Genomic DNA, 20,291 nt, shown 5'->3' on the forward strand with positions numbered 1-20,291 from the left:
CAGGCTCAGCCCAGCCCGGCAGCCTGGCAGAAGAAGGCCACCTTGCGTTCCAGGCAGCTGTCATCGCCTTCGCAGATGGAGCCGTGGCTGATTGCCTGCGAATGCACTTCATAGATGAACATGCCCAGGAACATCGCCGACAGCAGCGCAGGCTCCGCCGTCAGCGCCTGTCCGGCGTCGCGCCAGTGGGCGAAGAGACGCTCCAGCTGTCCGCGCGCCTCGACGATGGTCCTGCCGTAGAAGCGTGAGGCGAATTCTGGGTCCTCGATGCTGGAGGTGATCACCACGCGGGACAGGGCAATTTCCGCCGGATCGACAGACCTGTGGCGCAGATCGCGGGCCAGTCTCAGCAGCACCTCGCGGGGCGAGCATGCGGCCGCGGCAAACTCCACCATGCGCAGGCCACTCTGCTCCACCCGCGACACCATGACTGCCTCCAGCAGTCCGGCCTTGCCGCCGAACAGCTTGTAGAGTGTCGCCAAGGACCCGCCCGCCCGCTTCACCACATCGGCCAGCGCAGTCCGTTCGACGCCCTGTTCCATGAACAGCTGCTCCGCGGCGGCGACGAAGCATTCCCGGCGCCGTAGGAGGCGCTCGTCGACGGCGGGCTCGCGCGTGGAGGTCAGCTCAGGCCCCCGCCGAGCGAGCGATACAGTTCCACGAGATTGCTGGCGCGTGTCAGGCGGGTGGTCACCAACTGCTGTTCCGCGGCGTAGGCAGTGCGCTGCGCATCCAGCGTGACGAGAAAGGAATCCACGCCTGCCCGGAAGCGGGCATCGGACAGGCGCGCCGCGCCGGTCGCCGCCGCGGCCCGCGCTGTCTGCGCCTCCACCTGTTCACCGATGCGGCCACGCTGCGCCAGCGCATCGCTGACCTCGCGGAAGGCGGTCTGGATCGCCCGTTCGTAGGTTGCCACCGCCACCTGTTCCGACGCGCGCGAGAAATCGAGATTGCCCTGCCGGCGCCCGGCATCGAAGATCGGCAGCGAGACGCCCGGGGACGCGCTGTAGGTGAAGCTGCCGCCGGAGAACAGGTTGGAGAGGGCGGTGCCGATCGTGCCCACGGCGCCGGTCAGCGAGATCGTCGGGAAGAATGCCGCGCGTGCCGCGCCGATATTGGCATTCTCCGCAATCAGCTGGTGCTCGGCCTGCAAGACGTCCGGCCGGCGCAGCAGGATGTCGGAGGAGATGTTGGCGGGCAGGGCATCCAGCGTGACGTCCCCGGCCGCTAATGCGGCCGGCAGCTGCTCGGCCGGCACGGTGGTGCCGACCAGCAGGTTCAGCGCATTCTGGTCCTGTGCCACGAGCGTTTCCAGCGTCGCGATATCGTTGCGGGCCGACTGGAAGTTCGTCTCGGCCTGCTGCACCTCGAGTTCGGAGCCTACGCCGATGCGGAACTGGGCGCTGGTCAGGTCCCGCGTCTGACGGAACGTGTCCAAGGTCTCGCGCGCGATGCGCAGCTGCTCCTGATCTGCGGCCATGGTCAGCCAGGCGGTGGCAATCTCCGCGATCAGGCTGATGCGGGTGGAGCGTCGCGCTTCCTCGCTGGCGAAGACCTGTTCCTGCGCCGCCCGGCTGAGGTTGCGGATGCGGCCGAACAGGTCGAGCTCGAAGGCGGAGATGCCGGCATTGACCGAGTAGAACTCCAGATCGGATGAGCCGCCTGTGCCGGCACCCGGACCTGCACCGGCCCCGGCACCAGCCCCCGGAGCACCGAACACGTTATTGGTGTAGGTGCCGGTGCCGCTCACCGTCGCAGTCGGCAGCAGGTCGGATCGCTGCACGCGCAACTGGGCCCGGGCCTGCAGCACGTTGCCCGCGGCGATGCGCAGGTCACGATTGTTGGCTAGGCCGGTCTCGATCACCTGGCGCAGCCGGGCGTCGAGAAAGAAGTCCCACCACCCGACCTGGGTGATGTCCGGCGCGTCACTCGCCGCGGCGGGATAGATGCCCCCCTGCGGCAACGTCACCGGGACGGCCCCGCCGGGGCGGTCATAATCAGGCGCGAGATTGCACCCGGCCAGCATCGTCGCACCGGCAAGAAGGGCGAGGAAAGGCTTCGTCATCACGTCATGCTCCCTGCGGCGCGATGCCGCCGTCGGAAGATCTGTTGCCGCCGTCCGGCTCGACATCGTTGTTCAAGGAGCGCTGATCGGTCTGCCCGTGCTTGAACAACCGGGCGATCACCACGAAGAACATCGGCACGAAGAAGATCGCCAGCACGGTCGCGGACAGCATGCCGCCCACCACCGCGCCGCCGATGGCGTTCTGGCCGCCGGCACCAGCGCCGGTGGAAATCGCAAGCGGCAACACGCCGAACACGAATGCCAGGCTGGTCATCAGGATCGGGCGGAGACGCAGTCGGGCCGCCTCGATCGCGGCGTCGAAGGCGTTCATGCCGTCGCGCACCCGCTCCTCCGCGAATTCGACGATCAGGATCGCGTTCTTCGCCGAGACACCGATGGTCGTGATCAGGCCCACCTGCAGGTAAATGTCGTTATTCAGCCCGGTCAGCCATGCGGCCAGTACCGCGCCGATCACGCCCAGCGGCACCACCAGCATAACGCCGATCGGCACCGACCAGCTTTCGTACAAGGCGGCAAGGCACAGGAACACAATCAGCAGGGAGAGGGCATACAGAGCCGGGGCCTGCCCGCCGGACAGCCGTTCCTCGTAGGACAGGCCGGTCCATTCCAGGGCGGTGCCGGGCGGCAGCTTGGCCTGCATCTCCTCCATCGCCTCCATGGCGGCGCCGGAGCTGAGGCCAGCGCCGGGCGCGCCCTGCAGCTGCATGGCCGCCTGACCCTGATAACGGCTGAGGACCACCGGCGCCTGCTGCCACGACAGGTCGGAGAAGGCCGTGAAGGGAGCCATTTCCCCGCTGCTGCCGCGGACATAGAAGTCGCCGATCGCATCTGGCGAGGAACGGTACTGCTGGTCTGCCTGGATGTAGACCCGCTTGGTCCGGCCGCGATCCAGGAAGTCGTTGACGTAGGCACCGCCCCAGGCGGTGGAGATCGTCTGGTTGATGGCACTGATGTCGAGGCCGAGCGCACCAGCCTTGTCCTGGTCGATGTTGACCGACAGCTGCGGCGCATCGTCCAGGCTAAGCGGGCGGACCTGTGCCACGCGGCTGTCGCCGGCTGCCATGCCCAGCAGCTGGTTGCGCGCGGCCAGCAGACCATCGTGGCCGACGCCGCCGGTATCCACCAGCCACATGTCGAAACCGGTGGCATTGCCCAGCTCCTGCACGGCGGGTGGCACCAGCGCGAAGATGCTGGCATCGCGATATTGCGCAAAGGTGCCCATGGACCGTGCGGCGATCGCCCCCGCGCCGTTCTCGGCACCCGGCCGCTCCTCCCAGTCCTTCAGGCGGATGAAGGCAAGGCCCGCATTCTGGCCCTGGCCGGCGAAGGAGAAGCCGCTGACGGTGAACACGCTGGCGACGTTGGCGCCTTCCGTCTTCAGGAAGTGGTCGCGCACGACATCCAGCGCGCGCTGGGTGCGGGGCAGGGTGGCGCCCGGGGGGGCCTGGACCAGAGCAATCATCGAACCCTGATCCTCTTCCGGCAGGAAGCCGCCCGGCAGGCGGATGAACAGCAGCGCCATGACACCTACGATCGCCAGGTAGATCACGCCCGAACGCTTCCAGTTGCGCGCAGTGCGCACGACAGTGCGTTCGTACTTCTGCGTGCCGCGGTCGAAGGTGCGGTTGAACCAGCGGAAGAAGCGGGCCAGCGGACCCTTGCCTTCCGCCTGATCGGCCTTGTGCGGCTTCAGGATGGTGGCGCACAGGGCCGGTGTCAGGATCAGGGCGACCAGCACCGACAGCACCATGGAGGCAACGATGGTGACGGAGAACTGACGATAGATCACGCCGGTCGATCCGCCGAAGAACGCCATCGGCAGGAACACCGCCGACAGCACCATGCCGATGCCGATCAGCGCGCCGCTGATCTCGTCCATCGACTTGCGGGACGCTTCCTTGGGGGACAGGTGCTCCGTCTGGATCAGGCGTTCGACATTCTCCACCACCACGATCGCGTCATCGACCAGCAGGCCGATCGCCAGCACCATGCCGAACAGGGTGAGCGTGTTGATGGAATAGCCCAACATCGACATGACGCCGAAGGTGCCAAGCAGCACCACCGGTACCGCGATGGTCGGGATGATGGTCGCGCGCCAATTCTGCAGGAACAGGAACATGACCAGGAAGACCAGGATCACCGCCTCGATCAGCGTGTGGATGACCTGTTCGACCGAGAGGCGCACGAACGGGGTGGAATCGTAGGGGTAGACAACCGTCACGTCGGACGGGAAGCCTTCCGCGATCCGCTCGATCTCCGCCTTCACCGCATCCACGGTGTCGAGTGCGTTGGCGCCGGTAGCCAGGCGGACGCCGAAGCCGGATGCGGGCTTGCCGTTATACTGCGTGTCGAAGCCGTAGATTTCCGCACCCTTGGCCACGCGCGCCACGTCCCGCAGGCGCACGACGGCGCCACCTTCCGTGCTGCGCAAGCGGATGTTTCCGAATTCCTCGGGCGTCTGCAGGCGCGTCTGGACCGAAACGGTGGCGTTCAGCTCCTGCTCCGCCGGGGCGGGTAGCTGGCCGATCTGACCGGCGGACACCTGCGCGTTCTGCGCCTGCACGGCCGCCGTCACATCGGCAATGGCCAGGTTGTAGCTGCGCAGCTTCAGCGGATCGACCCAGATGCGCATGGCATACTGGGTGCCGAACACCTGCAACTCGCCGACGCCGGTGACGCGGCTGACCGGATCCTGCACCTGTGCCACGATGTAGTCGGACAGGTCGTTGGCGGTGTGGCTGCCATCTTCTGAGTAGATCGCAGCGACCAGCAGGAAGCTGGCGGCGGACTTGGCGACGGTGACGCCCTGGCGCTGAACCTCCTGCGGCAGCAGCGATGTGGCCGCCTGCAGCTTGTTCTGCACCTGCACCTGCGCGATGTCGGGGTCGGTGCCCTGTTCGAAGGTCAGCGTGATGGTAACCCGCCCGGCCGAAGAGGACGAGGCGGAGAAGTAGCGCAGATTGTCGATGCCTTTCAGCTGCTGCTCGATGATCTGCGTCGTCGTCCGCTCCAGCGTCGTGGCATCGGCGCCCGGATAGGCGGCGCTGATGGTGACGGTGGGCGGCGCGATGGTCGGGAACTGCGAGATCGGCAGGCCGCGGATCGCGATCACGCCGAACAGCATCAGGACGATGGCGATGACCCATGCAAAGATGGGCCGGTCGATGAAATAGCGTGACATGGCGGCTTAGTTCGCCTGCGCCGGAGTGGCAGCGGGCTGCGGCCGGGGCGCAGGCTGGCCTGCCTGCTGTGCCGGGGCACGATAGGGCACCGCCTTCACGGCCGTACCGGGTTGCAGGTTCTGCCCCCCTTCCACGACCACGCGATCGCCCGGCTTAAGCCCGGCGGTGACCAGCCAGTTCTGCCCCACGGTGCGTGGCGCGGTCAGGGTGCGCAGCTGGATCTTGCCATCAGGCCCCACGACGGTGGTGACCGGGTTGCCGCGTTCGTCACGCGTGACGGCGCGGATCGGCACCAGCATCGCATTGGCGCGCGTCCCCTCGACCATTTCCGCCCGGACATACATGCCGGGCAGCAACAGGCCCTGCCGATTGGGGAATACGGCCCGGATCACCTGGCTGCCGGTCGCCGGATCGACGGTCACGTCCGTGAAGCTGAGCGTGCCGGCGGCGGGATAGGCGCTGTCATTCTCCAGCTTCAGCTGCACGCGCGCCGCGCCGCCGCCGTTCTCCAGCTCACCCGTTGCCAGCTGCTGACGCAGGTCGAGCACCTCGGCGCTCGATTGCTGGATGTCGACGAAGATCGGGTCCAGCCGCTGGATGGTGGTGAGCGGCTCCGCCTGCGCGGCGGAGACCAGCGCGCCAGTGGTGTAGGTGGAGCGGCCGATGCGGCCGCTGATGGGCGCGCGGATAGTGGTGCGCGCAAGGTCGATCTCCGCCGCCTGGACAGCCGCCTGCTGGGCAGCGACATCGGCGCGGGCCTGTTGCGCGGCGGCAGAGGCATCCTCCGCCTGCTGGCGGGAGATGGCATTGATGTCGACCAGCTCGGCATAGCGGCGGGCGAGCGCCTGACTGTTGGCGATGCCGGCGCGGGCGCGGGCAAGGGCCGCACGCGCGCTGGCCACCTGCGCCCGATAAGGCGCGGGATCGATGCGGTAAAGCGGCTGGCCCTTGCGGACCATGTCGCCTTCCTGGAACAGCCGTTCCAGGATCAGGCCGTTGACCTGCGGGCGCACGTCCGACGTCTCGTAGGCGCTGGTCCGCCCCGGCAGTTCGGTGCTGAGCGTGACCGGCTGCGCGTTCACGGTGACATAGCCGACCTGCGGCGGCCCGGTGGGCGCCTGCTGCTGCTCGGCACCGCCGCACGCGGCGAGGAACAAGGCCAGTCCGGCCACTGAAGCAATCCTGTTCATTCGCACCTTCGATGGCTCTGCTGTCCCGTGGGCGAGAATGATCCCTTGGCAGACAGCCGGAAACGTCGCCGGCACTCGCGTGCGGCGGCCTGTGACAAGCGCCCCTCCGGGCATGATCGGCTTGCTTTTGCTGCAGGCTCCAACGTATGAGTGATCGCTCACTCACATCATTGTCGGGCCGTTAGATGTGACGCGCCGGCTTGGCAAGCCTAAAGGAGCAGGGTGATAGGTTCAGATCAAACAGCCGGGCAGGGCCGCACCGCGCGGGCGGACCAGCGGCGGCGGCATCTTCTCGAAGTAGCGCGGCGATTGTTCGTCCAGCAGGGGTTCCATCAGACCGGTGTCGCCCAGATCGCCAGCGAGTCGGAGATCAAGGTCGGGCAGATCTACCGCGACTTCGAGAGCAAGGAGGCCATCATCGCCGCCATCTGCGAAATGGACGTGGCCGCGTGGCTGGAGGAGGATGTGCTGACTGCGGCGGTGCAGCAGAACGACCTGCCGGCGATCCGCGCGTGGCTCGCCCGGTTCAGCCAGCCGGAGGATACGGAAGAGTACCGCCTGGTGGCGGAGATCATGGCCGAAGCCGGGCGCAACGAGCGCATCGCGGAAAGCTACCGCGCGCTGGACAACCGGATCATGGCAAGCCTCTCCGCCGCGCTGGAGGCGATCGCCCCGCCGGATACCGAACGTGCCGCGATCGACGCGCTGGCGCAGCTGATCATGACGTTCGGGGTCGGAATGGCGAGCAGGAAGATCGTGCTGGGCAAGGACGGGTCACAGGAGGCGTGCCGGCTGATGGACCGGTTCCTGACGTCCGAGATGGCGACGTTGTTCCGGTGTCACGTACCGTGTGATCAACGATAGCGTTGATCATACGGCGGCTTACGCAGTCCCGCCGCCCGCCGGCCTGGCTTGGCCGAGCTGTTCCAGCAATCGTGTCGCGACCTGCAGGTCCACGGCTTCCGAGAACAGGAAACCTTGTCCCAGCGTACAGCCATACGACCGCAACTGTTCGACCTGGTCCTCCCGCTCTATGCCCTCTGCGACCACGCGCATGCCCAGCTTGCGGGAAATGGTCAGGATCGCTTCGACGATGGCTTCGCTGGGCGCGCCGCGCGAAAGCTGGGCGATGAACGACTTGTCGATCTTCAGGACGTCGACCGGAACGGTCAGCAGGTGGGTCAGCGAGGCATAGCCGGTGCCGAAATCATCGAGCGCGATGCGCAGCCCCGCCGCGCGAAGTGCTGCAAGCGCCAGGCGGACATCGCTCTCCCGCTCGCCCATATACACCGACTCGGTCACTTCCAGGATCACGTGCGTGAGCGGCACACCATGCCGTGCAAAGGCGGCCGAAACCTGCCGGTCCAGCTTGCCGCCGTAGAAGTCTGCGGACGAGACATTGATGCCGACATGCTGGAACGGAATGCCGCGATCAAGCCAGTAGCGGACATCGGCGGCGACCTGACCAAGCATCCGGGTCGTGATCTCAGAGGCGATCCGGGCATCCGACAGCGCATCGAAGAATTCGCCGGCCGCCAGCACCCGATCACCGGATCTCAGGCGGCACAGGGCCTCCATGCCGATGATCTCGCGCGTGTCGAGATTGACGACAGGCTGGTAATGGACCTCCATGCGATCCTCGCGCAACGCCTCGTCGACGTTTCGGATCGACACCAGTCGCCGCGCCATGGTCGTGCCGATCTCGGGCGAGTAGCGGACGAAGCTGCCGCGATCGGTCTCCTTCCCGTGATACAGGGCGAAGTCGGCATTCTGGCGGACGGCATCGGCATTGTTTTCGGCGCCGGTCAGCGTCGCCCCGCCGATCGTGACGCGTGGGGTGATCAGGTGTCCGCCGACATCCACCTCGGACCGGAGAGCCGCCAGGATCCGGCCAGCGGCCCTTTCCAGGTTCTGCACCGCGTCAGGGTGCCGCAGCAGCACGGCGAATTCGTCCCCGCCGAGCCGATAGATCTGGTCCGTCGGGAGAGCCGCCGCCATCCGCGCGGCCACGGTCTGCAGCATCCGGTCACCGGCCTGGTGGCCGAACGTGTCGTTGACGATCTTCAGATTGTCCATGTCGGCCACCAGCAGGGCCCAGGCACCGGCATCTTCGCAGGATAGCTGCGCCAAGGCCGAGTCGAATGCGGCCCGGTTCTGAAGTTTCGTCAGGTCATCGGTCGTGGCCTTGCGTTCGCGCTCCACCACCCGCTGGTCCCGTTCGATGGCGATGGCGCAGAGATGTACGCAGGTATGGACAATGGCCCGCTCCAGCTGCCCCGGGTGGCGGTTCTCCCGGTAGTAGAAGGCGAACGTGCCCACCACCCGACCGGTGGAGTCGAAGATCGGGCTGGACCAGCAGGCCATCAGGCCCAGGGGCAGGGCAAAACGCTTGAACTCGGCCCAGCGCGGATCGGTGCCGATGTTGGTGACGGAGACCGGTTCGCCAAGATAGGCAGCCGCTCCGCAGGAGCCCACCAAAGGTCCGATCGCGAGGCCGTTTAGGCGGGCTGAATAATGATCTGGCAGGCTGGGCGCCGATAGCGGGCGAAGGGTGCCGTTCTCGTCCACCACCAGGACAGAACAGATCACGTCGGGGATCCGGTGCTCGACCTCCCGGCACAAGCGGTCGGTGGTCATGCTGAGCGGATCGCCCTTGGCAACCATCTCGAGAATGATGTTCTGAAGATGCAGCAGGTCTGCCATCTGGTCAGCTGCGTTCGTCGCGCAGACAGGCTTGACCGGTCGTTGCGAGACAATCCTGCCGACCATCGGAACGACCTCCGGCTGTTAGGCGGGGTTGCCGCGCATGCCTCCGGTCAAGGTATGACGGCCGGATCGCCGTCCGACCATCGGAGACAGACTTCAAAGGGAAGCAGAACGATGCGTCCCTTTCAACAGATCATCGCTGCACCGTTCGCTTGCGGACACATATGCCGGACCTTTCCGGAAAGGCCTGATCGCGCCTGAAATGCCGCTCAACCCGGCGAGCTTGGTGGCGGCGGCTCGCCTGGCCGCCCGGCCTCCATGCTGGTCGCGACCATCTCGCCGATCTTGGTCGCCAGATCATCCAGGGAAAACGGCTTGGTGATCATGGCCATGTTGGTGCCGAGGAAGCCTGCGCGGATCGCGGCGTTCTCTGCGTAGCCGGTCACGAACAGGATCGGCAGATCGCCCCGATGGGTACGCGCCACCTCCGCCAGCTGGCGGCCGTTCATGCCTGGCAGGCCCACGTCGGAAATCATCAGATCGATCCGGGTGTTCGAGGACAGGATCGGCACCGCCTCCGTGGCATCGCCGGCCTCGATCGTGGTATAGGACAATTCTTCCAGAACATCGCGTACCAGCATGCGCACCGACAGGTCATCCTCGACCAGCAGCACGGTCTGGCCGGTGCCCTCCGGCACAGGCACGTCCGACTGCTGCGCGCTGCCTGCCACTGTGGTTTCGGTTGCCGGCAAGTAGAGCTTTACTGACGTACCCTCCCCGGGTTGGCTGTGGACGCGGATCTGCCCACCGGACTGCTGGGCGAACCCGTACACCATCGACAGGCCAAGCCCGGTTCCCTGGCCAATCGGCTTGGTCGTGAAGAAAGGTTCGAACACCTTGGCCAGCAGATCCTCCGACATGCCGACGCCCGTGTCGGAAACCGCGACCATCACATACCGGCCCGGCTTCACGTCGGGCTTGGCCGCCGCATAATCATCGTCCAGCTCGACGATCGCCGTCTCGATGGTGAGCTGCCCGCCTTCGGGCATGGCGTCGCGGGCATTGATCGCCAGGTTGAGGATCGCGTTCTCGAGCTGGTTGCCGTCGGTCAGCGCATGCGGCAGGTCGTCCGTCGTGACGATGCGAAGCGATACCGTTTCCGGAATGGTACGCCGCAGGAGATCTTCGAGCGAGCGCGCCAGTGCGTTCACGTCCGTGGGCCTGGGGTCGAGCGACTGCCGGCGCGAGAACGCCAGCAGTCGTGCTGTCAATGCCGCCGCCCGCTGGGCGGAGGTGAGGGCAGCGTTCATGAAGCGGTCGAGATCGTCGTACCGTCCGTCGGCGATCCGCCGCTTGACGATGTCGAGCCCGCCGATGACGCCGGTCAGCATGTTGTTGAAGTCGTGGGCAATGCCGCCGGTGAGCTGACCGACCGCCTCCATCTTCTGGCTCTGCCGCAAGGCCGCCTCGGCCTGTTCACGGATCGCCATCTCGCGCTCCAGTTCGGCCGTCCGCGAGGCGACGCGCTGTTCCAGGCGCTGCTCTGCCAGCTTCTGTTCCGTCACGTCCTCCACAAAGGTGTGGAAGCCATCCACGACGCCGTTGTCGCGAATCTGCGGCAGGTACCGGATCTTGGCAAAGCGCGCCCGGCCATCCGGATGCGGCCATTCCACTTCGAACAGGACGGGCTCTCCCGACAGGGCAAGCTGCATAGCGGCCAATCGCGCCTCTGTCGCTGCCTCGCCAAGAACCTCCGTCACGGTTTGGCCGATGACCTGGCCGGGGGAAAGGCCCAGCCAGGTCTCGTATGCACGATTGGCGAAGCGGTAGATCAGCGCTCGATCGACGAACCCGATCAGCATGGGCAGAGCATCGGCGACCAGCCGCAATTCCGCTTCGCTCGCCGCCAGCGCCCGGCGGCTGACCTCCAGATCAGCCAGGCGGTCGCGCATCTCGAACTGCTTCTGGCGCGATCGCATGGCCGAAGCGACAGCGCTGATCAGCGAGGCCGCGCCGAGCGGACGCTCCAGCACGACCGCATTGATGAAGGCCGGCAGACGCTCACGTATCGCTTCGACGGAAGGCGCACGCCCGGCGCGGGGCGCCGCAAGCAGCACGAAGGGCGGATCGGACCAGGCCGGTTGCGCGGCGATCGCCGCCTTCAGGCGCTGCTGTTCGCCGGCCAATCCCTCCTCGGTGACGAGGACAACACCGACATGCTCGTCCAGCGACGCGGCGACCGCCGCAGAGTCGCGGCATATTTCAACATCATAGTGCGCCTGCTGCAGCAGTCCGGCGACGCTGTCGGCATCCCGGCCGAATGGTGCCAGGACGAGAACCCGGTGACCTTCGGCAGCCGTCCTATGCCCCATACGGGTGCTCTTCCAGCAGCGGATTGCCCGACCCGATATATTCCGGCGTTCCGGTGAGCACGCCCTTGAATTGAACCAAGGGAGCGCCGACCCGCACGCCGGAACGATCGATGCGCAGTTCGCGGATCGTATCCTCGTGCATCCCGCCGCGGTTCTTGAGCACCGAGATAGCCTTGCGGATCCGCCCCTCGGCCTCGAAGAAGCGCAGCAGCACCACCGCATCGGCAATATAGGAGATGTTGAGGCTGGTCGACATGGTGCCGACAAGCCCATGCTGCGGATTGATTAGGAAGGTGACCACGCCCTTGTGGCTGAGATAGGACAGCAGTTCGTGCATCTGCAGGATCAGCTGCTGTTCCTGCGGCATGGCGGCGAGATAGCCATTGAGACTGTCGATCGCGACCATGCGCACATCGCGCTGTTCCACCTCGCTGCGCACGCGGGCGATGAACTCGCCCGGCGACATCTCTGCGGGATCGATCTGCTGGATAACCAGGCAGCCGCTCGCGAGATGATGGTCGAGATCGAGGTTGAAGGCCTTTGCGCGGGTCAGCAGCGTACCGATCCGCTCATCGAACTCGAAAATGGTGCAGCACTCGCCCCGCTCGCATGCGGCATGGATGTACTGAAGGGCGAGCGTCGTCTTGCCTGTGCCCGCGGGTCCCGTGATCAGCGTGCTGGTACCGCGCATTGGCCCCCCGGCCAACATCTTGTCGAGGTCCGGCAGCCCGCTCTGCGCCTGCTCGCCGACGAATTTGCCATGATGGTCCGAGGCGATCAGGCGCGGATATATTTCAAGGCCGCCCTCACGGATGTTGAAGTCGTGGAAGCCTGCGGTGAAGTCGACGCCGCGCAGTTTCTGCACCTGCAGTCGCCGCCGCGCAGCGCCGAAGTCGAGAGTGAGACGCTCCAGGGTGATGACGCCGTGGCACAGGCTATGAAGGTGCGAGTCACGTCCGCTCTCTGCGCCGGTCATGTCATCCACCAGGATGACGGTCGTCTCCCGCCCGGCGAAGAACTGCTTCAATGCCAGCACCTGCCGCCGGTATCGCAGGGAGTCCTGCGACAGCAGCCGCATCTCGGAAAGACTGTCGAACACCACACGGCGGGGCTTGATGCGCTCAACCTCGTTCTGGATCAGCTCCACCGTCTCGGTCAGTTCCATCTCCCACGGGTGCAGGATTGACTGCTGGCGACTTTGCCCCAGGACCTCGGCAGCGGAACCGAACTCGAAGACGTCGAACTCGTCGATGCTCCAGCCGTGAGAGGCGGCAACAACGGCCAGCTCCTCGCGGGTTTCCGACAGCGTGATATAGAGTGCCGCCTCGCCGAGCCGGACGCCCTCGCGCAGGAATTGCAGCGCCAGGGTCGTCTTGCCGGAACCGGGTGCCCCTTCGAGCAGGTACAGGCGATTGGCCGGCAATCCGCCCTTCAGGATCAGGTCCAGCCCATCATTGCCGGTCGCGGCCGTCGAATTTTCCGTCATCGCGTGCAAGTGCCCTACAGTCATAGCCGTCCGATAGTGGCAACCGGCGTCGAGGAACAGGAGTATGCAACGCACACGCCGGTTTCCGGTTGCGGGTTCATGCCGCAGCGGCGATGATCGCTGCCGAAGGGATGTTGCTTGGCGAATGTCGAAGTGCGTGGGCTGGCCAAGAGGTTTGGCGCGGTGGAGGCGTTGTCGCCGACCGATCTGGCGATCGAGGATGGCGAGTTCATCGTCATCGTCGGCCCGTCCGGGTGTGGCAAGTCGACCCTGCTGCGCCTGATCGCAGGGCTGGAGGAGCCCAGCGAAGGCACGATCTCCATCGGTGGCAAGGACATCACCCATGCGCCACCGGCTGATCGCGGCTTGGCCATGGTGTTCCAGTCCTACGCGCTCTACCCGCATCTGACAGTCGCCGAGAACATCGCCTTCCCGTTGCGGGTAGCGCGTCTGTCACGTGCCGAGGTGAAGGACAGGGTGACGGCAGTGGCCAGATCACTCGACCTCGAGCCGTTGCTCGCCCGGCGTCCGCGTGCGCTCTCCGGTGGGCAGCGGCAACGTGTCTCCATCGCGCGGGCGATCGTGCGTGAACCGCAGGTGCTGTTGCTGGACGAGCCGCTGTCTAACCTGGATACCGAGCTGCGGGTGCGGATGCGGCACGAATTCGCCCGTCTGCACGCGCAGCTTGGCACGACCATGATCTACGTCACGCATGACCAGCTGGAGGCCATGACGCTGGCCAACCGCATCGTCGTCATGAGTGAGGGGCAGGTGCAGCAGGTCGGCGCGCCGATCGAGCTGTACGACCGGCCGGCATCGCTGGCGGTGGCGCGGGCGATCGGCTCGCCGGGGATGAATTTGATCCCGGCGCAAGTGGTCGCTGCAGATGCCGATGGCGTGACGCTGCAATCCGAAGATGGTGCGCAGGTGCGCGCCACCGTCCGTGGCGAAGCCGGCGCCGTGGTGACGATGGGTGTGCGACCTGAGCATCTGGTGGCGAGTGCCGCCGGTGCCTTCCAGGGAGCGGTGGAGCTGTTCGAGCGGCTGGGTCCGCTATCGTTCGCTCATCTGGGTGCACCCGGAGCAATGCATACCATTGTGGCGCAGTTGCCGGGCGATCAGCGGGTCACGCTTGGCGAGGTGCTGCACTTCGACATCGCGCCCGGGCTGGTCCACGCCTTCGGTGCGGACGGACGCGCGCTTCCCCGTATCAGCCCTTGACGCTGCCACCGAGCAGGCCGCTCATGTAATAGCGCTGCAACGACAGGAACAGCGCGAGCACCGGCAAGGTCGTTACCACAGCGGCCGCCATCATCAGTTCGCCGTCAGCCGCATGCTCGCGCCCGATCGCGGCGACGGCGACGGGCAGGGTGTATCGGTGCTGGTCCGCCAGGATGATCAGCGGCCACAGGAAGTCGTTCCAACTCGCCAGGAACAGGAACACTGCCAGCGTCACAACAATCGGCGCCAGCAGGGGGAGGGCGATCGAACGGAAGATGCGGATCTCGCTGGCGCCATCCAGCCGCGCCGCGTCAATCATCTCGTCCGGTATGCCCAGGGCCGCCTGCCGCACGAACAGGATGGCGAAGATGCCTGCCAGGCTGGGCAGGATCACGCCGAGATAGCTGTTCACGAGTCCCAGTTCCTTGAACATCAGGAACAGGGGCAGCATCGCCACCTGCCCGGGCACGATCAGGCTGATGACCAGGAAGCGCAGCACCCGGTCCCGCCCGGTGAAGCGCAGCTTGGCGAGCGCGTATCCCGCCGGCACCGCCAGCAGCAGCCCCAGCGCGGTGGCGATCGTGGCCACGCCGATGCTGTTCCACAGCGCCGGCACGAAGCGATAGTCGAACCACGCACCGTCGACGAAGCGGCGGACCAGCAGTTCGTGATAGTTCTCCCACGACCAGCGGCTGGGCAGGAAGGGCGGCGGGAAGCTGTTCGCCTCCCCACGGGGCATGAACGATACCGTGACCATCCAGGCGAGGGGCAGCAGCGTCACCGCCGTCAGCACCAGCACCAGCATGTTGGCCAGGATGGCGCGCAAGGTACGGCGAGGGTTGGTCAGAGCCATTCGAAGCGCCTGCCGATCCGGGTCTGGATGAAGGTGAGGGCCAGGATGACCACGAACAGGATCAGCGCGACGGCGCTGGCCTGCCCCAGGTTCCACCATTTGAAGCCTTCGTCGAACATGAAGTAGAGCACCGTCACCGTACTTTGCGCCGGGCCGCCCTGCGTCATCACATAGGGTTCGGCAAACAGCTGGAGAAACCCTGCGACGCTCATGATCGCGGCAAGCAGCAGGGTCGGGCCGATCGCCGGCAGGGTGACATGGCGGAAGCGGCCCCAGCGCGATGCGCCGTCGAGCCGTGCCGCCTCCATCAGGTCCTGCGGCACGGTCGACAGTGCGGCGGTGAACAGGATCATGTTGTAGCCGAAGATCTTCCAGGTCACGAACAGCAGGATCGCCGGAATGGACGCCCGTGGATCGCCAAGCCAGTCGACCGGCGCGACACCGACCAACGAAAGCGCGTAGTTTATCAGGCCGTAGCGGGTGTTGAGCAGATACTGCCACACGGTCGCTGTCGCCACCACGCTGGTGACGTAGGGCGCAAACAGGGCGACGCGCCACAACGGCTTCCAGCGCACGGTCGCATCGTTCAGCAGCAGCGCCGCCGCAAGCGAGGCGCCGATCGCCATGGGTACGCCGAACAAAGCGAACAGGGCTGTGTTACCCAACGCGCGCCAGAACAGCGGCGTGGACAGCAACGCGGTAAAGTTGCCGACTCCGATGAAGTCCAGGTTCGCCCAGTCGGCCAGCGCATAGACGCTGTAGTCGGTGACGCTCAGCGCCAAAGCCATCAGCGTCGGCAGGACGAATACCAGCGTGATGATCGCCAGCACAGGGGCGGTGAACAGCCAGCCGGTGCGTTGCTGCCGGGTCATGCTAGGCGTCCGGCGGAAACGAGCTGGCGCCGCTTGGCGAGGATCGCATCGGCACGCAGGTTCATCGTCCGCATAGCTTCCGCCATGGTCAGCTGGCCGCGCACCAGCCGCTCCGCCACCAGTTGCACCTCGATGCGGATGCGCTCCCATTCGACCACGTCTGGCGTCGCAACGGGCTGTTCCAGCTGATCCCGGAATGGTTGCAGCACAGGGGCCTGCATCTGGGGATCGTCCCATGCTGACGCGCGCGCCGGCAGGCTGCCGATCAGGCGCTGGAAGTGCAGTTCCGCCGGTGCCGACGTCATGTACCGAACGAGCGCCCAGGCATCCTGCGGCCGACGCGACTGGCTGGACACTGCAAGCGTGGCACTGACACCGCTGGCAGCCGCTGGTCCGCGGGGGCCGGGCATGCGGACCACACCCCACCGGTCCGGGCCGATCTCCGCCCGCCTGCGATGCAGGTCCAGCAGCATGGCAGGCGAGCGCGGATAGATCGCGAATTGGCCCTGCGCGAAGGCAGCGAAGGGATCCTGCAATTCGGTGGACAGCATCGCCGGGGCGAGCTTGTCGTCATAGAGGGACTTGTAGAAGCCGAGCGCTTCCGCAAATGCAGGCGAGGTGAAGTTGCCCCGCGTGCTGTTGTCGCGCAGCATGGCGGCGCCGGTCTGACCAGCGAGGGTAAACAGCATGTCCCACCAGTTCAGCGGCATCAGGAACACCCATTCGTCCGGCCGTCGTCGTTTCAGCGCCCGGCCCATGTCGCGCCACCCGGACCAGTCGGCCGGCGGCTTGGCGAAGCCGCTCTCGGCCAGCAGGTCGCGGCGGTAGAACTGCGCCTGTGGTGCCACGGACCAGGGCACGGCATAATGGACGCCGCCATAGCGGCCGGAATCCAGCGTGGCCGGAACCAGCCCCGATACGAGAGACGGATCGCCGACGGGGGCAAGCGCGCCGACGATGGCGAATTCGCCTACCCAGCCGGCCGGCAGCATCATCACGTCCGGCATGGCGCCGCCGGCATGGGCGGTCAGCAGCTTCTCGTGTGCGGCGGTCCAGGGCAGCGACTGGACGTCGACATCGATGCCGGTCTGCCGGGTGAATACCGGCATCAGCATCGGCGAATAATCGCCTTCATAGCTCATCGCCCACAGCCGCACCGCGCCGGCATCAGCGCGCGGAACGCAACCCGATCCGGCCAGCGCCAGCGACGCCGCCAGTACCGCACGCCGGGAGAAGGCGTCAGGCGTGAAAGCAGGCTGGATCATGGGCGTTTCCTGACAGGTCTGGCGATGCAGCGCCAGCATGCAACCATTTGGCCGATGCGGGGTTCTCCACAGGAACAAAGAACAATCGGGGTACCCCGATACGATCAGGGGAATGATGGGATGACGCTATCGAACGTCATGCGGGCGACGCTGCTTGCGGGCCTCGCCGTGGTCGCCGTGCCGGTCTGCGCGCAGCAGGACAACGCACCGGCGCCGGAAGGGGGCGGCGGGGCGGACACGGCAGGCGGCGAGATCGTCGTCACCGGATCGCGCATCCAGCGGCCGGATTATGCGGCACCCAGTCCGATCGTGTCGTTCGATGCCGAACGCATCCAGCAATCCGGCACAACAAACGTCACCAGCTTCCTCCAGCGCGTACCTGCGCTGACCAACTCGCTGGACAGCACCCGGACTGCTGGCAACGCCCAAGGCGATGGCGCGATCGGTCAGATCGGTCTCAACCTCCTGGATCTGCGCGGACTTGGCCCGGCGCGGACGCTGGTGCTGGTGAATGGCCGCCGGCATGTGTCGGGTCAGCCGGACACCGCCGCGGTCGACATCAATTCCATCCCGACCGACCTGATCGAGCGGGTCGATGTGCTCACGGGCGCGGCGTCGGCCGTCTATGGCGCCGACGGTGTGTCTGGCGTGGTCAACTTCATCCTGCGCCGCGACTTCGATGGCGTGGCGGCGCGCGGGCAGGCCGGTATCTCCGAGGAGGGCGATGCTGCCAACCGCTTCATCTCGCTGGTCGTCGGTCGCAACTTCGCGGACGGGCGCGCCAATCTGACGGCGGCGTACGAGTTCGATTACGGCGCCCCGCTCGCCAACGATGACCGCAGCTTCCTTGCGGGTCCGAACCGCTTCAACTTCGTCAACGTCAACGGCTACGATCCGGCTCGGCCGGGCAGCTACCAGACCGGGCCGGTGAGCGACCTGCGCTATCCCGACAGTTCGACCTACGGCATCGTCGAGATCGCCGGCGTCCGCTATCGCGGTGATGGAGCGATCTACAATCCCGGGGTACGGCTGGACAATGACGGGTATTCGACCGGTGGGGACGACACCCCGGTAGCCGGCTATATCGGCGACATCCTCCCGCGTACGAAGCGACATGCGGTAAACCTGCTCGGCCGGTTCGAGGCATCGGACGCGTTCGTGGTGAGCGTGGAGGGCAAGTTCGTCCAGACCGATGTGCGGACCTTGGCCGGCTATGGCGGCAACTACCCGGCGACCATCCCCCTCGACAATCCGTTCATTCCGACCAACATCCTGGCGGCGGCGAGGAATGACGGACTGACCGCGATCGACATCAGCCGCAACAATTTCGATATTCCCCGCCGCGGCGAGGAAGACCGGCGGCGCACCTGGCGCGGCGTGGTGGACGTGACCGGGGCGATCAGCGAGCACGCCAGCTACGACGTGTCCTACACCTACGGTCGTACCGATCTGCGCGCGACCAAGCTGAACGACCGGCTGAGCACGCAGTTCAACCAGGCGCTGGACGCTGTGCGGGACCCGGCAAGCGGTCAGATCGTGTGCCGCTCGGCCGCAGCGCGCGCAGCCGGCTGCGTGCCGGTCAACACCTTTGGCGCGAACACGGTCGATCCGGCATCATTCGATTATTACCTGTTCAATCCGGTCAGCAATGCGCGGATCGAGCAGCACGTGGTCAATGCATCCCTGACAGGCGATTTCGGCCGCTACTTCGAACTGCCCGGCGGGCCGGTACAGTTTGCGGCCGGCGGCGAATATCGCAAGGAGTCGAGCCGCTTCCGCCCGGCGCAGGAGCTGCTCGACAACGTCTTCTACCAGTATGATGAATACATCATCCCGACGCCTTCGAGCGGCAGCTTCGATGTCTATGAGGCGTTTGGCGAGCTGAACCTGCCGGTGCTGGCAGACCAGCCGTTCGCGCACCTGCTGTCCTTCGGTGCGGCCGGCCGCTATTCGGATTATTCCACGATCGGCAGCACGCGCGCCTACCAGTTCAACGGGCTGTGGGCGCCGGTGGAGGACGTCACCTTCCGCGGATCATACGGCCAGTCGGTGCGCGCTCCCAACATCGCCGAGATCTTCCGGCCGCGCACGGGCACCAGCGATTTCATCAGCGACCCATGCTATCTCGGCCAGCGCGACCAGGGCACGCAATATCGCGAGGCCAACTGCCGTGCGCTGATCGCCGCGGCGGGCGGCAATCCCGACAACTTCAGCAACGCCAACAATCCGGATGCCAACGTCAACATTCCCGGCGTGCAGCAGGGCAATGCAGACCTGCGCGCGGAAACGGCGCGCACCTGGACCGCCGGTGTGGTGCTGCGCCCGCGCTTCATCCCCCGGCTGCAGGTGGGCGTCGACTGGTACGACATTCGCCTGCGCGACGCGATCAACACGGCCAGCCCCTCCACCGTGGCGCAATTGTGCGTCGACCAGCCGACGACCGATAACCCGTTCTGCGACACTGTCAGCCGGCGGCCGGGCAACGGCTACATCAATGGCTTCGTGGTGCAGCCGGAGAATGTCGCTGCCTTCCGTACGGCCGGGCTGGAGCTGAACGCCGCCTATCAGATCCCGACCGATGCCGCCGGCACCTTCGACGTCCGGCTGGTCGGTGGATATCTCCACCGGCTGGAGCAGATCGCCACGATCGGTGCAGATGTGGAGAACAACGCCGACCGCCCGTTCCGGCCGAAGTATAATTTGGCCTTCTCGCCCACGTGGACCTACGATGCGGTGACGCTCAGCTACAACCTGCGCTGGCAGAACGGCGTGCGGCGGTTCAACCGGGTGACGACGAACGACAATCCGACCTTCGTCGATCCGCGTTACTTCCGGTTCAAGGAACTGTGGCAGCATAATGTGCAGGTGCAGGTGCAGGTCGACGATGCATTCACGTTCTACACCGGCGTGAACAATCTGGGGGACCAGCGCCCGGACATCGGATTCGAGACCAACGTACCGATCTCTCCGGTCGGGCGGTTCTTCTACACCGGTATTCGGATGAATCTGGGCAGCTGACGAAGCCCTCTTGCCCGTGCATGCCGCACCGCACATAGGC

At 66.0% G+C, this 20,291-nt stretch carries 13 protein-coding genes; 3 read left to right on the forward strand and 10 right to left on the reverse strand.

The annotated features are described in order from the left end of the window. Nucleotides 1-5: 5 nt before the first annotated feature. Genes PK98_RS04640 through PK98_RS04655 form a run of 4 tightly spaced genes read right to left on the reverse strand, consistent with a single transcriptional unit; the run spans nucleotide 6 to nucleotide 6,458 of the window. Entirely contained in the window at nucleotides 6-626 is a 621-nt protein-coding gene (locus PK98_RS04640) for a TetR/AcrR family transcriptional regulator (RefSeq protein WP_268745942.1), read from the reverse strand. Continuing rightward, entirely contained in the window at nucleotides 623-2,065 is a 1,443-nt protein-coding gene (locus PK98_RS04645; protein ID WP_039094639.1) for an efflux transporter outer membrane subunit, read from the reverse strand. Before PK98_RS04645 ends, PK98_RS04640 begins: the two co-directional genes overlap by 4 nt. Nucleotides 2,066-2,069: 4 nt before the next feature. Beyond that, the gene (locus tag PK98_RS04650) at nucleotides 2,070-5,267 is read right to left on the reverse strand and encodes an efflux RND transporter permease subunit (RefSeq protein ID WP_039094641.1); all 3,198 of its coding nucleotides are present in this window, start codon (nucleotides 5,265-5,267) and stop codon (nucleotides 2,070-2,072) included. Between the two features lie 6 nt (nucleotides 5,268-5,273). Continuing rightward, nucleotides 5,274-6,458: an efflux RND transporter periplasmic adaptor subunit gene (locus tag PK98_RS04655; RefSeq protein ID WP_039094643.1), complete on the reverse strand. Its 1,185-nt coding sequence runs from the start codon at nucleotides 6,456-6,458 to the stop codon at nucleotides 5,274-5,276. A gap of 222 nt (nucleotides 6,459-6,680) precedes the next feature. Between PK98_RS04655 and PK98_RS04660 the strand changes: the two genes are divergently transcribed. Then, nucleotides 6,681-7,322 carry a TetR/AcrR family transcriptional regulator gene (locus PK98_RS04660; protein WP_039094645.1) on the forward strand — a complete coding sequence of 214 codons (642 nt, stop codon included), beginning with the start codon at nucleotides 6,681-6,683 and terminating at the stop codon, nucleotides 7,320-7,322. 18 nt (nucleotides 7,323-7,340) lie between these two features. Here the strand turns inward: PK98_RS04660 and PK98_RS04665 are convergent, their stop codons facing one another. From PK98_RS04665 to PK98_RS04675, 3 genes are all read right to left on the reverse strand, one after another. After that, complete coding sequence (locus PK98_RS04665) at nucleotides 7,341-9,161, reverse strand: putative bifunctional diguanylate cyclase/phosphodiesterase (protein WP_039094647.1); 1,821 nt, start codon at nucleotides 9,159-9,161, stop codon at nucleotides 7,341-7,343. A 272-nt stretch (nucleotides 9,162-9,433) separates the two neighbouring features. Then, nucleotides 9,434-11,536, reverse strand: a complete 2,103-nt coding sequence (locus PK98_RS04670; RefSeq protein ID WP_052208040.1) for a PAS domain-containing sensor histidine kinase — start codon at nucleotides 11,534-11,536, stop codon at nucleotides 9,434-9,436. Beyond that, on the reverse strand, nucleotides 11,526-13,097 hold the full coding sequence (locus tag PK98_RS04675) for an ATPase domain-containing protein (RefSeq protein ID WP_407637599.1): 1,572 nt from the start codon (nucleotides 13,095-13,097) through the stop codon (nucleotides 11,526-11,528). The genes PK98_RS04670 and PK98_RS04675 overlap by 11 nt, the downstream gene beginning before the upstream one ends. A 63-nt stretch (nucleotides 13,098-13,160) precedes the next feature. Here PK98_RS04675 and PK98_RS04680 point away from each other — a divergent pair, with 63 nt between their 5' ends. Beyond that, nucleotides 13,161-14,243 carry an ABC transporter ATP-binding protein gene (locus PK98_RS04680; protein WP_039094649.1) on the forward strand — a complete coding sequence of 361 codons (1,083 nt, stop codon included), beginning with the start codon at nucleotides 13,161-13,163 and terminating at the stop codon, nucleotides 14,241-14,243. On the opposite strand, the gene PK98_RS04685 is transcribed toward PK98_RS04680, so the two are convergent. Genes PK98_RS04685 through PK98_RS04695 form a run of 3 tightly spaced genes read right to left on the reverse strand, consistent with a single transcriptional unit; the run spans nucleotide 14,233 to nucleotide 17,233 of the window. Beyond that, complete coding sequence (locus PK98_RS04685) at nucleotides 14,233-15,096, reverse strand: carbohydrate ABC transporter permease (protein WP_039094650.1); 864 nt, start codon at nucleotides 15,094-15,096, stop codon at nucleotides 14,233-14,235. The two genes, PK98_RS04680 and PK98_RS04685, sit on opposite strands and share 11 nt — an antisense overlap. Beyond that, nucleotides 15,087-15,968 (reverse strand): carbohydrate ABC transporter permease, encoded by an 882-nt coding sequence (locus PK98_RS04690; RefSeq protein ID WP_039094652.1) that lies wholly within the window; start codon nucleotides 15,966-15,968, stop codon nucleotides 15,087-15,089. Before PK98_RS04690 ends, PK98_RS04685 begins: the two co-directional genes overlap by 10 nt. Then, a complete protein-coding gene (locus PK98_RS04695; protein WP_161792403.1) occupies nucleotides 15,965-17,233 on the reverse strand; it encodes an extracellular solute-binding protein in 1,269 nt (422 codons plus the stop codon). The genes PK98_RS04690 and PK98_RS04695 overlap by 4 nt, the downstream gene beginning before the upstream one ends. Before the next feature lie 120 nt (nucleotides 17,234-17,353). Between PK98_RS04695 and PK98_RS04700 the strand changes: the two genes are divergently transcribed. Further along, the gene (locus PK98_RS04700; protein ID WP_235425397.1) at nucleotides 17,354-20,251 is read left to right on the forward strand and encodes a TonB-dependent receptor plug domain-containing protein; all 2,898 of its coding nucleotides are present in this window, start codon (nucleotides 17,354-17,356) and stop codon (nucleotides 20,249-20,251) included. Nucleotides 20,252-20,291: the final 40 nt, after the last annotated feature.

Origin of the sequence: Croceibacterium mercuriale (assembly GCF_000802385.1) — a bacterium.
GTDB lineage: Bacteria > Pseudomonadota > Alphaproteobacteria > Sphingomonadales > Sphingomonadaceae > Croceibacterium > Croceibacterium mercuriale.

Bases quoted from the DNA above. Each gene is read 5' to 3' on its own strand.
- PK98_RS04645 (WP_039094639.1), bottom strand. From the start codon at position 2,065: ATGACGAAGCCTTTCCTCGCCCTTCTTGCCGGTGCGACGATGCTGGCC.
- PK98_RS04650 (WP_039094641.1), bottom strand. From the start codon at position 5,267: ATGTCACGCTATTTCATCGACCGGCCCATCTTTGCATGGGTCATCGCC.
- PK98_RS04655 (WP_039094643.1), bottom strand. From the start codon at position 6,458: ATGAACAGGATTGCTTCAGTGGCCGGACTGGCCTTGTTCCTCGCCGCG.
- PK98_RS04665 (WP_039094647.1), bottom strand. From the start codon at position 9,161: ATGGCAGACCTGCTGCATCTTCAGAACATCATTCTCGAGATGGTTGCC.
- PK98_RS04670 (WP_052208040.1), bottom strand. From the start codon at position 11,536: ATGGGGCATAGGACGGCTGCCGAAGGTCACCGGGTTCTCGTCCTGGCA.
- PK98_RS04685 (WP_039094650.1), bottom strand. From the start codon at position 15,096: ATGGCTCTGACCAACCCTCGCCGTACCTTGCGCGCCATCCTGGCCAAC.
- PK98_RS04690 (WP_039094652.1), bottom strand. From the start codon at position 15,968: ATGACCCGGCAGCAACGCACCGGCTGGCTGTTCACCGCCCCTGTGCTG.
- PK98_RS04695 (WP_161792403.1), bottom strand. From the start codon at position 17,233: ATGATCCAGCCTGCTTTCACGCCTGACGCCTTCTCCCGGCGTGCGGTA.
- PK98_RS04700 (WP_235425397.1), top strand. From the start codon at position 17,354: ATGACGCTATCGAACGTCATGCGGGCGACGCTGCTTGCGGGCCTCGCC.